Source organism: Methylomicrobium lacus LW14, from assembly GCF_000527095.1.
In the GTDB taxonomy this organism is placed as follows: Bacteria; Pseudomonadota; Gammaproteobacteria; order Methylococcales; family Methylomonadaceae; genus Methylomicrobium; species Methylomicrobium lacus.
In genome coordinates, this window is the sequence record NZ_AZUN01000001.1 from 3,922,856 (window position 1) to 3,936,546 (window position 13,691).

Genomic DNA, 13,691 nt, shown 5'->3' on the forward strand with positions numbered 1-13,691 from the left:
ACACCTCCTTATCCTGGATTGATAATGACCAAGTTGGCGGCTTTTACCGCTTTTTCTTTTGCTTCTTCAATCGTTTCCGCGCTTGCCAGCGCAACGCCCATGCGCCGGTTCACCAACGCGCGCGGCTTGCCGAACAGACGGATTTCGCAGCCCGGCACGCTCAATGCAGCGGCAAGCCCGTCATAAACCACATCGTCGGCTTCTTCCTGGCTCAATATAACCGCGCTGGCGCCAATTCTCAAGAGTCCGGTATCGACCGGCAAGCCCAGTATCGCCCGGGCATGCAGTTCGAATTCATTCTGTTGCTGCGTAATCATTGTAGCCATGCCGGTGTCATGCGGTCTGGGACTGACTTCACTAAACCAGACTTTATCGCCCTTCACGAACAACTCGACGCCGAATAGGCCGCGTCCGCCGATCGCGCCGGTGACTTTTAACGCAATGTCCTCTGCGGCTTTGATCGCCGCGGGCGTCATCGGCTGCGGCTGCCAGCTTTCGCGGTAGTCGCCGTGTTCCTGACGATGGCCGATCGGCGCGCAAAAACGGGTTTCGATCTCGCCGTGTTGATTCAGCGCGCGCACGGTCAGCAAGGTAATCTCGAAATCGAAATCGATCTTGGATTCGGCGATCACCTTGCCGGTATCGACCCGGCCGCTGGCTTTCGCATAATTCCATGCGGCTTCCAGTTGCTCCGGGTCCTTGACCATCGACTGGCCCTTGCCGGATGACGACATCGTCGGCTTAACGAAACAAGGATAGCCTATTTTTTCGTCAACGGCTTCTTTCAGTTCCGCGAAGCTTTCCGCGAAGGCGTAAGCGGAGGTCGGCAATTTCAGCTCTTCCGCGGCGAGCGTGCGGATGCCTTCGCGGTTCATCGTCAATTGAATCGCGCGCGCATTCGGCACGACCGTCGAGCGTCCTTCCCGTTCGATCTCGGCCAAGGCATCGGTCGCGATCGCTTCGATTTCCGGAATGATGTAATCAGGCGCTTCGAGCGCGATGATTTTTTTGACCGCCTCGCCGTCGGTCATGTCGACCACATGGCTGCGGTGCGCGACATGCATCGCCGGCGCATCCGCGTAACGGTCGACCGCGATCACTTCGATGCCGTAGCGCTGCAGTGAAATGACCAGCTCCTTGCCGAGCTCGCCGCTGCCGAGCAACAAGGCCTTGGTTGCGCTGTTCGATAATGCCGTGCCTATTTTCATGATGAACCCGCGAGATAATTGTCGATGTCTTCTTTCGAAAAGCCGATTTTCTTGGCGACGCGGTCGGCGTGGCTGACGCGCGAAATGCCCGGAATCAGCCGGTAAGTCGGCGCCTCATGCGCGAATTCGACCTGTTGGGCGACGCCCATGCCTTGGGCGATGAAATGATCGACCAGTTGATGATTGTGGGTGATCAGCACCGTGCTGTTGCCCTTGCGATAGAAACCGGTCAGCACGTTCGTCGACGATTCCATTTTTTCCTCGAAGGTGGTGCCTTCGGACATCTCGTCGAGTACGACCAGGCTTTTCGCGGTGGTCGCGAGGAAAATGTCCTTGGTGCGCTTCAATTCGGTGCCGAAGCGGCCTTCGCCGTCGACCAGATGGCTGATTTCGGGCGCCTGATAGAAGATTCGGTCCGCCACGGTCAAGGTCGCGGCCTTGGCCGGCACATGGCAGCCGATCTGCGCGAGCAACTGGATTTGCGTGATCGTTTTGCAGAAAGCGGTCTTGCCGCCGCTGTTGGGTCCTGTGACCAATACCAGCTTGTCGTCGTCCAGCACGAAATCGTTCGCGACATAATTAGGATTCATCTTGCCGAGCACCGGATTCCGCGCAGCGCTCAGGTTGATCCGGTGATGCGGCGCGTCGATCAGCTTAGGCTGCGCCATGTCGCCGCCGAAGGCTTCGGAGAATTTGACGAAGGCCAGCAATTCGTCCAATTGTCCGAGCGCGTCCAGCGCTTCGCCGACTGCGTCGGAGCTGCGAAACTGATTGCGCAAAGGAATGATGCAGGTGTCGCGGTCGTAGCCGCCGACGATAGGGAAATAAACCAGGAACAGCGGGGCGAAGAAAATGATCTGCGCGGGCGAGGTGATGCCTATCGCCATCGGCAGCAGCCCGAGCAGAAAGGCCAGAGCGAGGAAGATCAATGGTTTGAACAGGCGGGGTTTAAAAATCACCGAAATCGGAAACCAGCCCTGCTTTTCCTCCTTCGCTTGAATCACGCCTTCGGTCACGTAGACCGGTCCCGCCATCAGCGAATAATCGCGGCTTGCCGCGAACGCGTTGATTTTGTCGAAGACGCCATTCAGAAATCGGCTGTTAGGCGCATCAAGCTGGCGAATGCCGTCGACCAGATCGAGCATGAAGCGCACGCCGCGTTTGTATTGGGCGTAGCCGTAGCCCTCGATTTCGTGTTCGCCGCGCGCGGAGCCGAACGAGCCGACAAATTCCGCATAAAACAGCCTATACAGATTTTTTTCAGTGTCGGCCGCATGTTGTAGCAGGCGTTCGAGCGCTTCCCGGAGCCCCTGATTTTGCTGGAGTTCAGCGACCGCTTCCTGCTTTGCGTGCAGTTGGTCAAGATCGTCCAGGGGGCGGGATAGCGAGCGGTATAAAAACGCCTGTCCGAGCGTGGTCGAACAATGATTGACCGATTCGAAAACGTTATCGACTTCGATCGTATTGAAAGCGCTCTGATCGATCACGCCAGTGCCGGTGTCCAAAGGCTGGGTGGATTTGATCTCGGGCCAGACATTCTGCCAGCTTTGTAATAGCGTTTCCGTCATCGGTGATCTCTCGTGTTAGCGATAGGGTGGGTGGGTTAGCAGCCTTTCGTTAAGCCAGACAGATAGAAACTAAGAACGATGGGTTGCCAAAAAACAGTCTCATCAACCTACTTTTGTGTAAGCAGGTTGATGATTACATCCGCATGCGCATCCGAATCGTTCAGCGCCGGAATATAATGATAGGCGCTGCCGCCGGCCTTGATGAATTCTTCTTTGTTCGCGATCGCGATCTCTTCGAGCGTCTCCAGGCAATCGACCGCAAAGCCGGGGCAGACCATGTCGACCGTTTTGATGCCGCGTTTCGGCAGCTCTTTCAGCGTATCCAGGCAATACGGCTTCAACCATTCGGCCTTGCCGAAGCGCGATTGGAACACCATCTGCCATTCGTGCTCCTCAAGCTCGAGTTGTTTCGCGATACTGGCGGCCGTTTGCCTGCAATGCTCGAAATACGGATCGCCCCATTTGCTCAGCACTTCCGGCAGGCCATGGAACGACATCAACAACAGTTCCTGCCTGCCGCGCAAATGCCAGGCGTGTTCGATCGACTTGGCGACCGCGGCGATGTAGCCCGGATCGCGATAATAATCGCTGATGAAGCGGACCTCGGGGATGTGCCGCCATTGTTTCAGCTCATCGGCTACCGCATCGAACACCGAGGCGGTCGTGGTCGAGGAATACTGGGGATACAGCGGCAGGATCACCAGCGAGTCGATGCCTTCTTCCTTGAAGGCGCGCAGCTGCTCCGCGATCGTCGGTTCGCCATAGCGCATCGCATCGCGCACGCTGATGCCTTGCGCGGCCAGTCTGGCCGCCACTTTTTCGCGCAGCTGCCGGGTCAGATAAATCAGCGGCGAACCTTTCTCGTCCCAGACTTTACGGTAGGCCAAAAAAGACCGGCGCGGGCGCGTCGGCAGCACGAAAAAATTCAGAATCAGCCACCACAACGGCCGGGGAATATTGACGACGCGCGGGTCCCAAAGGAACTCCTTTAAAAACCGGCGGACCGCCGCGGTGGTCGGTTTGGTAGGGGAACCCAGATTGACCAGCAATACTCCGGTTTTCTTCGTCGTCATGTTATGACTGGCGGTTGATCAGACTCAGGAATTCCGAACGCGTATTCATTTCTTTACGGAAGATGCCGGTCATCACCGAGGTCGTCATCACCGAATTCTGTTTTTCGACGCCGCGCATCATCATGCACAAATGTTTTGCCTCGATCACGACTGCGACGCCTTTCGCGTCGACCGCCGTTTCGATCGCATCGGCGATCTGCTTGGTCAGCTTTTCCTGGATTTGCAGGCGCCGGGCGTACATATCGACGATACGCGCGACTTTCGACAGGCCCAGCACCTTGCCGCGCGGCAGATAGCCGACATGGCACTTGCCGATGAACGGCAGCAGGTGGTGCTCGCACAACGAATACAATTCGATGTCCTTCACGATCACCATGTCTTCGGTCTCGGCCGTGAAAACCGCGTTGTTCAAGACCTCGTCAAGGCTTTTTTCGTAACCGTTATTCAAAAATTTGAACGCCTCGGCGGCGCGTTTCGGCGTGTCGATCAGCCCCTCGCGGTTCAGATCCTCGCCCACCGCGGCGATAATTTTCGAAAAATACTCTTCCACAATCGAAATCTCAATATAACTAAAGGTGATGCAGTATACATCATTGAATCGTGAATTTTAATGCTTCGCGGACAACCGATGCGTCCGCGTCGTATTTGACCGCATGTTCGCTCAAATGCCGGCGCCAGGACCTGGCGCCGGGCTCGCCGTGAAACAGGCCGAGGATATGCCGGGTGATGCTGTGCAAACGCACGCCTTCGGCCCGTTGTTGCTCAATGTAAGGCAACAACTTTTCGATGATCTCGGCGCGCGTAAAGACTTCGGCCGATGCGCCGAACAGTCGTCGGTCGACCTCGGCCAGGATATAAGGATTGTGATAGGCCTCCCGTCCGACCATCACGCCGTCGACACCGTTTCCGAGCACGTCCTCCGCCTGATCCAGCGTGGTGATGCCGCCGTTCAGCACGATCTGAAGGGTTGGGAAATCCTGTTTCAATCGATAGACCGTATCGTAGCGCAGCGGCGGCACTTCCCGGTTTTGCTTCGGCGACAAGCCCTTCAGCCAGGCCTTGCGCGCATGCACGATGAAGGTGTCGCAGCCGGCTTCAGCGACCGTGCCGATGAATTTGATCAGTTCTTCGTAGGAATCCCGGTCGTCGATGCCGATTCGCGACTTGACGGTGACCGGAATCGAAACGGCCTTCCGCATTGCCCCGACGCATTCGGCGACCAGTTCCGGCTCCGCCATCAAACAGGCGCCAAAACTCCCGCTCTGCACCCGGTCGCTCGGGCAGCCGACATTCAGATTCACCTCGTCATAGCCGAAATCCTCGGCCATCTTCGCGCACGCGGCCAGACCGGCCGGATCGCTGCCGCCCAATTGCAAAGCGAGCGGATGCTCGCTCGGATCGAATTGCAAAAACCGCTGCCGGTCGCCATGCAGCAGCGCCCCGGTCGTGACCATCTCGGTATAAAGCAGCGCCTGTTTCGAAATCAGCCGGAGAAAAAAGCGGCAGTGTCGATCCGTCCAATCCAGCATCGGGGCGACCGAGAAGCGATGACACGGGTATCCTGGATTTATGCGGTTTTCCATCGAATGATTAGAGCCTGTTTGTTGTTTCGTACTGTTGCTCTTCTATACTGTGGACTGAGATAGATTGACAAACCTGACCGGAGCTTCTGAGCCCGGCGCTACGCCGCGTCCCAGAAACTTATCCAATCCCGGTATGTCAAAATGCCCGTTAAGCAACCTTTATCGGAGGTGCATCATGCAAGACAATCCGTTGGCCGATTTTGCGCAAAAGCATCATATCGAAAATTTGACCCTGCCGTCGCTGCTTGCACTCAGTGCAGGGCATCGCGGGTATTCGCTCACGAAAGCCAAACGCTTGCTCAAATTTCAACACCGCATCAACGCGGAGCTGTTAAACCATCGCATTATAACCCATAACCCTTACACCGTCTGGTTCGAACAGGGCGACCAAAGCCTGACTCAAATCAAGGCGTTTATCATACAATTCTCGGTATTTTCGAATCAGTTTCTGATCGCTCAGCTAAACAAGATGATTCATGCCGAGACGCTCGAAAGCATGCGGGCATCCAAAGAAATTCTGGCCAATGAAATCGGTGTTTGCTTCAAGCCGGCCGCGCCAACAAACGGCGGTGATGCCCTCGGATCGACGGAAGGCAGCATCGAAGGTGGCATCTTTCGTTTCGGTGCCGGCCATTTCGAATGGCTGTATCACATCGCGAAAAAGCTCGGCCTGTCGTTTGCCGACATCGGCCAACCCAAACAGGGAAGCGCTTCCACGCTGTTTTTCTGCAATGAACTGATCCGGCTTTACGGGGGCGATGACTATCAGGTATCCCAGGCAGCCAGTTATGCGGTCGAAAACTGGGCTGCCGCCGGATTCTGGGGGCAATTGATCAAGGGCTTCAGACGCTTTAACGAAATAAACGGCGCCGATTTGCCGATGGGCTTTTTTGTCTGGCACGATCAGCTCGAATCGCAACATGCCGCCCATACGCAGGAAGAACTGGAGGAGCTTTATTTCACGCTGGAACTGGATGAGGACGGATTTATTCGCCATGGCAATCAGATGCTGGACGGCGTCGCCGCATTCTGGGACGGACTGGATGCGCAAAGGCGCGAATTGGCGGCCGTGCATTGAACCCTCAATGCACGCTGCGGCAGCGGCATTTGTTGAGCCTAAACGCTTGAACAGGCGGTTAAGTGAGTAATTTTTTCATTCGCAGATACTGTTCCAGCGCCTCGGGGTTGGCCAGTGCGTGCTGATTTTTTACCGGACGTCCGTGAAGGATATTGTGCACCGCCAACTCGGCAATTTTTCCGCTTTGGGTGCGGGGGATGTCGGCCACCTGCAGGATTTCCGTCGGTACATGATGAGGTGAGGCATTCTGCCGGATCCGTTGCTTAATCTTCATCTTCAATGCATCCGATAACGCCGCGCCGTCACGCAGAATCACAAACAAAATGATTCGGCAGTCGCCACCGATGTCCTGCCCGACGACCAGGCTTTCCTGAACCTCATCGATCTGCTCGACCTGCCGGTAGATTTCGGCGGTGCCGATTCGGATGCCGCCGGGGTTCAGCACCGCATCGGAGCGTCCGTAGATGATCATGCCGCCGTTTTCGGTCAGCGCCACATAATCTCCGTGGTGCCACACGCCCGGATATTTTTCAAAATAGGCCGCATGATACTGGTTCTGTCCGGGGTCATTCCAGAAAGCGACCGGCATCGAAGGAAACGGCGCCTTGCAGACCAGTTCGCCTTTTTCCTCTAGCAGCGGCCGGCCGTTCTCGTCGTAAACATCGATGTTCATCGCGAGCCCCCGGCACTGGATTTCTCCCCGGCGCACCGGCAGGAGCGGGCAGCCGAGCACAAAGCAGGAAATGATGTCGGTGCCGCCGGAAATCGATGACAGGCAGAGGTCTGACTTGATCGCGTGATAGACAAAATCGAACGCTTCCGGTGCTAGGGGCGAGCCGGTGGATAAAATTGTCTTCAGCGATGACAGCTTGTGAGTTTTTTTAGGGACAGCCGCGGATTTTTTGAGCGCGTCGATATATTTCGCGGAAACCCCGAAGATCGTGATCCGGAATTCGTCAATCAGGTCGAATAACGCGTCAGCCTTAGGATAAAGGGGCGAGCCGTCATAAAGTATCAGCTCTGCTCCGGATGCCAGTCCGGAAGCCAGCCAGTTCCACATCATCCAGCCGCAGGTGGTGTAATAAAACAAACGCTCTCCGGGATGGATGTCCACATGCAGTAAATGCTCTTTCAGGTGCTGGATCAGGGTGCCTCCGATACCGTGTATGATGCATTTCGGCGGCCCCGTGGTGCCGGAGGAATAGAGGATGAACAACGGATCATCGAACGCCATCGGCACAAATTCTAAAGGATGGTTTTCCGGAAAATCCGCGAGATAGTCTTGCCAAGGCCTTGCCTGATGGCTGTCGCTGCGCGCTTCGCGCTTCAAATAAGGAATCAACACGGCTTTTTGCACCGACGGCAGCGCCTTCAGCAAAGGCTTGATCTGATCCGTGCGATCGAATGAATTGCCATTAAAAAAGTAGCCGTCGCAGACAAACATCACCTTGGGCTCTACTTGACCGAAACGGTCCACGATGCCGGGCACCCCAAAATCCGGCGAGCAACTGCTCCAGATTGCACCGAGGCTGGCGGTGGCGAGCATCGCGATGATTGTTTCGGGAAGGTTTGGCAAAATGCCGGCCACGCGGTCGCCAGGCTTGACACCGTCATTCCGTAGCGCCTGAGCGGCTTGGGAAACTTGGCGATGGAGGTCATCGTAGGAAAGTCGGCGGGTTTCGCCGTTTTCTCCGCGAAAGCTGATCGCGGAGCCCCGTTTATCGCAATGGCTCAATAAGTTTTCCGTATAGTTGAGCCGGCTATCGGGGAACCATTTGGCGCCGGGCATTTTATCCGGATCCGATAAAATGACCTTCCCTTTGCGGACGGCTTTTATGCCTGCAAAATCCCACAGCAAATCCCAAAAGGCGGCGGGATTTTCGATAGACCATCGGTAAAGCGACGGGTACTCGCTAACATCGACACCATATTCGTTCATGACCCGTTTCATGAAGCGGGTCATGTTGGCGTTTTCTCGCCGCGCCGTCGAAGGCTGCCAAAGCACTGAATTCACGTCGTTCCCCGATGGCTAAATACGTCACGTTAGAACGGAAATGGTTTCGGTTAGTTCATGCAGGTGCTATGGCAAGCGCGTCCAAATTTCAGCCAGTTTATCGGCCGCAATCGTCAATTCTTCCCGGGTATTCAGCATATCCGGACAAAAGCGCAGCAGTCCTTCGCGGGCATCGCAGATAACACCGGCTTGCTCGAGTGTTTCCGCGACGACCTGGGCGTGTCGATGCGGGATTGCGATAAAGGCGCCGCGTTCTTCGGCCCGGCCAAGGCAGGGAATGCCAGATCGCCGCAGTGATTCCTCAAGGAAAAGCTGTTGTTTCAACGAGTAGCGGCGCAGACGTTCGACACCGAGCGAAAGCGTCAGCAGCAGTCCCGCCCGGGCCTGATAAAAGGGCAGGACGGCGGGCGTGGACTCCAGGAAGCGATTGCCGCCGGCCGCCAATTCGGGCGCTTGCGGTCTTGCGAAAGCGAAGGGTTCAGACTCTGCGAACCAGCCGCTATCCAGCGTTTCCAGCGTGCCGTCCAGATGGCGCGGGTGCAGATAAAGCCAGCCGGCGCCCGGGCCGCCGCGTAAATATTTATAGCTCCCGCCGAGGGCAAAATCGATGTCCAGAGCGGCGACGTCGACCGGCACGGCGCCGGCCGCATGGTACAGATCGAGCAGCACCTTGGCGCCTTGCTGATGGGCCGCATCGATCAGGGAAGGCAAAAAGGATAGTTGCTGTCCGGTGGTGAACATGACCTGCGAGAGCACGACCAGATCGCTTTCGTCCCGGACCGCATCGAGAAAGTCTTCAAGCCGATACAGGCGGCCGTCTTTTGGGGCGATACGCGTCAAATGAATGCGGCCGCGGCGGGCATAGGTCTTCAGGATGTGGTCGATCGAATTGAATTCGTCGGCGCTGGTGATGACCCGGATCGGGCTGGCGTAGCAATTCAGTAGTGTTCGCAGGCCTTGGCCCGCGCTGGCTCTCGGCACCACGCAATCGGCGCGCGGCGCGCCGATCAGCGTCGCTACCCGCCCGCGGAAGGCGGCCATTTCCTCCAGCCACATCGTCCAGGCATTTTCGCGGTCCGCATACCAATGCCCTAGTCCTTCGATCACGTCGTTTTCGGTCTGATCCAGCGCCCGGCCGAGGGAGTGATTCGCCAGATAGATCACCTCGCGGGAGTGGTGCAGCGAGCGGGAAAACAGGGGGCGCAGATGCCGGCTAATACGCTCTTCATCCAGTTCATCCGAACCGAGCGCCAGCACGTGTTGCTCAAGCGAATCGGTTTTTGTGTGCATTAAATTCATGCCGAAGGTCTGGGTAGCCGACAAGCGGACGATATTGGCGCCGTCGCACTTAGGGTTCCGCATCCGGCTGATTTTCCGGTGCGGCGTTCTGAAAGGCCGTTTCCTGCATGCAGTTGTGATAAATAGCGCTGATCAACGGAAAGCTTTCCATTTCGCAATCAAAACGCAAAGCATTGTAGACCTGGGGTATCAGAAAAGCATCGGCCATGCTTGGGACATCGCCAAAACAAAACAGCCCCGGATAATCACTTTTTTGCAGCCGCATTTCCAGCGCGGCAAATCCTTCCAGTATCCAGTGAATGTACCAGACTTGTTTTTGATCATGATTAAATGTGTTCTTTAGATAGTTCAGCACCCGCAAATTATTCAGCGGATGGATATCACAGGCGATCATTTGCGCCAAAGAGCGGACATAGGCGCGTGCAATCGGATCGGTAGGCAAGAGCGGCGGGACCGGGTAGATCTCTTCAAGATACTCGATGATCGCCGACGACTGAGTCAGAACCTGATCTTGCACGACCAGAACAGGTACCCGTCCCTGCGGATTCAGCGCCAGGTAATCGGCGTTAAATTGTTCGCCGCCGTTTTTGAGCAGATGAATCGAGCGGATTTGATAGTCGATATTTTTCAGGTTCAATGCGATGCGCACCCGGTACGCGGCGGAGCTTCTGAAATAGCTATACAGGATCAACGACACGGCCTGACCTCCTGTTCGATCGCACCGAAGATCGATTGTCCCTCCTGATTCAGCATCTCGATCCGGACGCGGTCGCCGAAACGCATGAACTCGGTCACGGCCGCGCCGGTTTCGAGGATTTCGACGAGCCTTTTTTCGGCGATGCAGGCATAGCCGGCTGTTGAGTCGTAATTGCTCACCGTACCGGCGCCGATGATCGTGCCGGCCGTCAGCTTGCGCGACTTGGCCGCATGCGCGATCAGCCGAGCAAAATTGAATTGCATGTCGGTGCCGGCATTCGCCTCGCCGAATAAGCGCCCGTTCCAATGCACCGTTAGCGGCAAATGGAGTCTGGAATCCTGCCAGGCCGCGCCGAGTTCGTCGGGGGTCACCGCGACCGGCGAAAAGGCGCTGGCCGGTTTGCCGTGCAGAAATCCGAAGCCCTTGGCCAGTTCGCCCGGAATAAGATGGCGCAACGAAACATCGTTGATCAGCAGAACCAGCTTGATGTGGGAAGCGGCCTTATCGATCGATATCCCGTATTCGACATCATCGGTGATCACGCCGACTTCGGCCTCGAAATCGATACCCCAGTCCGCGCTGGCGGCTTCGACCGGATCGCAGGGGCCGAGCATCACGTCAGAGGCGCCCTGATACATCAGCGGATCGTCGAGCAGACTCTTTGGCAAATCGGCGCCGCGCGCCTTGCGGACCCGTTCGACATGACTCAGGTAGGCGCTGCCGTCCAGCCATTGATAGGCTCTCGGAAACGGCGCCGCCGCCTGGCTGGCATCGAACGGAATCGATTCGCAGTCACCGGCGTTAAGCGCCTGATAAACCTGTTGCAGCCGCGGCTCAACCCCGGCCCAGTCATCCATGGCGTCCTGTAAGGTCGGGGCGATGTCCGGAACCGTTTGGGCCCGGGTCAGTTCGCGATTCACGACGGCGAGGCTGCCGTCACGGCTGTCCGATTTGAGCGTCGCGAGCTTCATTTCCAGGAATCCACGTAGCCGGGCCACTCGATCGCTTCGGCCTGTTCGGAGACCTCCAGCGCATCCCTCGTATCGATCATTACTGCGACCTCGTCGGTCATCGTGCCGCGCTTTTTCTCGGCATTCTGCAGCGCCTTCGGATGCGGGCCGTGCGGAATGCCGGAGGGATGCAGGGTCATCATCCCCGGATAGATGTGATCGCGGGAAAAAAACTGGCCGGCATGGTAGAAAATCAGTTCATCGTAATCGTCATTGCTGTGAAAGAAAGGCACGTTCAACGCGTTCGGATCGGTCTCGAACGGCCGTGGCACGAACGTGCAGACCACAAAACGGTTCGAGACGAAGGTGGTGTGAGCCGAAGGCGGCACATGGTAGCGGTGGCTCATCAACGGCCGAATATCGCGCCAGTTCAGGCGAACCGGCATCAACGTGCCGTGCCAGCCGACCGCATCGAGCGGATTGAACGGATAGGTGAGGGTGCTCAGCCGGTTGCTTCTTTTAACGACCACGCGCCATTCCGTCTCGTTTTGCTGGGCGATGAAGGCTTCATCGATCTTCGGCGCCTCCAGCACCGCAGGATCGAAGATCGCCTGATTGCCGACCAGTCCCTTGTCCGGCAACTTGTAGCTGTCATGAGTTGCCTCGATCAGCAGGGCGCTGACCGCTTCCTTGATTTCGAGGCGCCACATCGTGCCGCGCGGCAGCATCAGATAATCGCCCTCGCCAAAACCTAAATGGCCGTAATCGCAGTACAACTCACCCTCGCCCCGATGCACGAAGATCAATTCATCGCCGTCGGCATTGCGCACCAGATGATCCATGTCGTGTTCGAGCTTCAGAAAGCGGATTTGGGTATGCGCATTGCTGAACAGCAAGGCAGCTTGCCACGGGCAGGTTTCCTGCGGTTCCAGTTTTTGCGTGTCGAAGGCGTGAGGCCGCAGCGGCCCTCCGATCGTCGTCCAAGCGGTGGGCGGGTGGCGGTGATGCATCTGTGTGGAAGGGCCATAAAAGCCCTCCTTGCCCAGCTCCCGCTCAAAGGTGCCGGCCGGAAGATCGGCATGCGCCTGTCGCGATGCGTTGCCTTCGACTCTGGGTAGCTGAATCCACGGCATTAGATGACTCCTCTTTGGATCTGATCGCGCTCGATCGCCTCAAAGAGCGCCTGAAAGTTACCTTCGCCGAAGCCTTCATTGCCTTTGCGCTGAATGATTTCGAAAAAGATCGGGCCGATCACGGTATTGGTGAAGATTTGCAGCAGCAAACCGGTGCCGCGCGCAGAGGCGCCGTCAATCAATATCCTGTCCTGCCGCAAGCGCGCCAAGGACTCCTGATGGCCGGGCACCCTGGCATCGACCGCTTCATAGTAGGTATCGGGCACGTCCATGAAGCGAATGCCGTTGCTACGCAGATTTTCGACCGCGGCGTAGATGTCGTCGGTCGCCAGCGCGATATGCTGAATGCCCTCGCCATGGTAGGCGTCCAGATATTCCTGAATTTGCGATTTAGTATCGCTCGGTTCATTGATCGGAATACGGATTTTGCCGCAGGGGCTGGTCATCGCGCGGGATTTCAAACCGGTGACTTTACCGTGGATATCGAAATAACGGATTTCTTTAAATTTAAATAGACGCTGATAAAAATCCGCCCACTTGTCCATGCCGCCGTGGTAAACATTATGGGTCAGATGATCGATCGCGGTCAGCCCCGCGCCCCGAGGATTTAAATCGGCGCCCGGCAGCGGGTTGAAATCGACATCATAAATCGAATGCTCTTCGCCGTAGCGATCGACCAGATAGATCAGGCTGCGGCCGATGCCGCGGATGGCCGGAATGTTCAATTCCATCGGGCCGATATCGCCATGGTAAGGCTGGGCGCCTAATCTGACGACGCGCTCAAAACATTCGGCGGCATTTTTTACCCGGATCGCAAACGCGCAAATCGAAGGACCGTGCACTTTCGCAAAGGCTTGCGCGAAACTGCCCGGTTCATGGTTGATCACAAAATTGATCTGGCCTTGCCGGTAAAGCACCACATCCTTGGAGCGGTGCCTGGCAACGGCGGCAAAACCCAGTTGCTTGAATAGTTGTTCTAACTTACGGGTATCCGGCGCGGTATATTCGACGAATTCGAAACCATCGGTTCCGGCCGGATTCGATGCAGTAACCATTGCATGTCCTCCGTCTCATTTATAAACGATGTG

12 protein-coding genes are annotated in these 13,691 nt (G+C 56.6%); 1 reads left to right on the top strand and 11 read right to left on the bottom strand.

Features of this window, described 5'->3' with window-relative positions:
- Window positions 1-8 precede the first annotated feature (8 nt).
- From purT to dusA, 5 genes are all read right to left on the bottom strand, one after another.
- Entirely contained in the window at window positions 9-1,208 is a 1,200-nt protein-coding gene (purT, locus tag METLA_RS0118315) for a formate-dependent phosphoribosylglycinamide formyltransferase (protein ID WP_024299934.1), read from the bottom strand.
- Window positions 1,205-2,776: a MutS-related protein gene (locus METLA_RS0118320; protein ID WP_024299935.1), complete on the bottom strand. Its 1,572-nt coding sequence runs from the start codon at window positions 2,774-2,776 to the stop codon at window positions 1,205-1,207. Before METLA_RS0118320 ends, purT begins: the two co-directional genes overlap by 4 nt.
- Window positions 2,777-2,883: 107 nt before the next feature.
- The gene (gene hemH, locus METLA_RS0118325; protein WP_024299936.1) at window positions 2,884-3,849 is read right to left on the bottom strand and encodes a ferrochelatase; all 966 of its coding nucleotides are present in this window, start codon (window positions 3,847-3,849) and stop codon (window positions 2,884-2,886) included.
- Between the two features lies 1 nt (window position 3,850).
- Complete coding sequence (gene folE / locus METLA_RS0118330; protein WP_024299937.1) at window positions 3,851-4,399, bottom strand: GTP cyclohydrolase I FolE; 549 nt, start codon at window positions 4,397-4,399, stop codon at window positions 3,851-3,853.
- A gap of 40 nt (window positions 4,400-4,439) precedes the next feature.
- Window positions 4,440-5,378 carry a tRNA dihydrouridine(20/20a) synthase DusA gene (gene dusA, locus METLA_RS0118335; protein ID WP_024299938.1) on the bottom strand — a complete coding sequence of 313 codons (939 nt, stop codon included), beginning with the start codon at window positions 5,376-5,378 and terminating at the stop codon, window positions 4,440-4,442.
- Between the two features lie 229 nt (window positions 5,379-5,607).
- Between dusA and METLA_RS0118340 the strand changes: the two genes are divergently transcribed.
- Entirely contained in the window at window positions 5,608-6,510 is a 903-nt protein-coding gene (locus METLA_RS0118340) for a hypothetical protein (protein WP_024299939.1), read from the top strand.
- A 58-nt stretch (window positions 6,511-6,568) separates the two neighbouring features.
- Here the strand turns inward: METLA_RS0118340 and METLA_RS0118345 are convergent, their stop codons facing one another.
- The 6 genes from METLA_RS0118345 to hppD form a co-directional block, all read right to left on the bottom strand.
- Window positions 6,569-8,524, bottom strand: a complete 1,956-nt coding sequence (locus METLA_RS0118345; protein ID WP_024299940.1) for an acetoacetate--CoA ligase — start codon at window positions 8,522-8,524, stop codon at window positions 6,569-6,571.
- Between the two features lie 66 nt (window positions 8,525-8,590).
- Window positions 8,591-9,886 carry an aminotransferase class V-fold PLP-dependent enzyme gene (locus tag METLA_RS0118350; RefSeq protein WP_245598823.1) on the bottom strand — a complete coding sequence of 432 codons (1,296 nt, stop codon included), beginning with the start codon at window positions 9,884-9,886 and terminating at the stop codon, window positions 8,591-8,593.
- A complete protein-coding gene (gene maiA, locus METLA_RS0118355) occupies window positions 9,873-10,520 on the bottom strand; it encodes a maleylacetoacetate isomerase (protein WP_220096014.1) in 648 nt (215 codons plus the stop codon). Before maiA ends, METLA_RS0118350 begins: the two co-directional genes overlap by 14 nt.
- The gene (locus METLA_RS0118360; protein ID WP_024299943.1) at window positions 10,511-11,491 is read right to left on the bottom strand and encodes a fumarylacetoacetate hydrolase family protein; all 981 of its coding nucleotides are present in this window, start codon (window positions 11,489-11,491) and stop codon (window positions 10,511-10,513) included. The genes maiA and METLA_RS0118360 overlap by 10 nt, the downstream gene beginning before the upstream one ends.
- Complete coding sequence (locus METLA_RS0118365) at window positions 11,488-12,603, bottom strand: homogentisate 1,2-dioxygenase (protein ID WP_024299944.1); 1,116 nt, start codon at window positions 12,601-12,603, stop codon at window positions 11,488-11,490. Before METLA_RS0118365 ends, METLA_RS0118360 begins: the two co-directional genes overlap by 4 nt.
- Window positions 12,603-13,658, bottom strand: a complete 1,056-nt coding sequence (hppD, locus tag METLA_RS0118370) for a 4-hydroxyphenylpyruvate dioxygenase (RefSeq protein WP_024299945.1) — start codon at window positions 13,656-13,658, stop codon at window positions 12,603-12,605. The genes METLA_RS0118365 and hppD overlap by 1 nt, the downstream gene beginning before the upstream one ends.
- Window positions 13,659-13,691 lie beyond the last annotated feature (33 nt).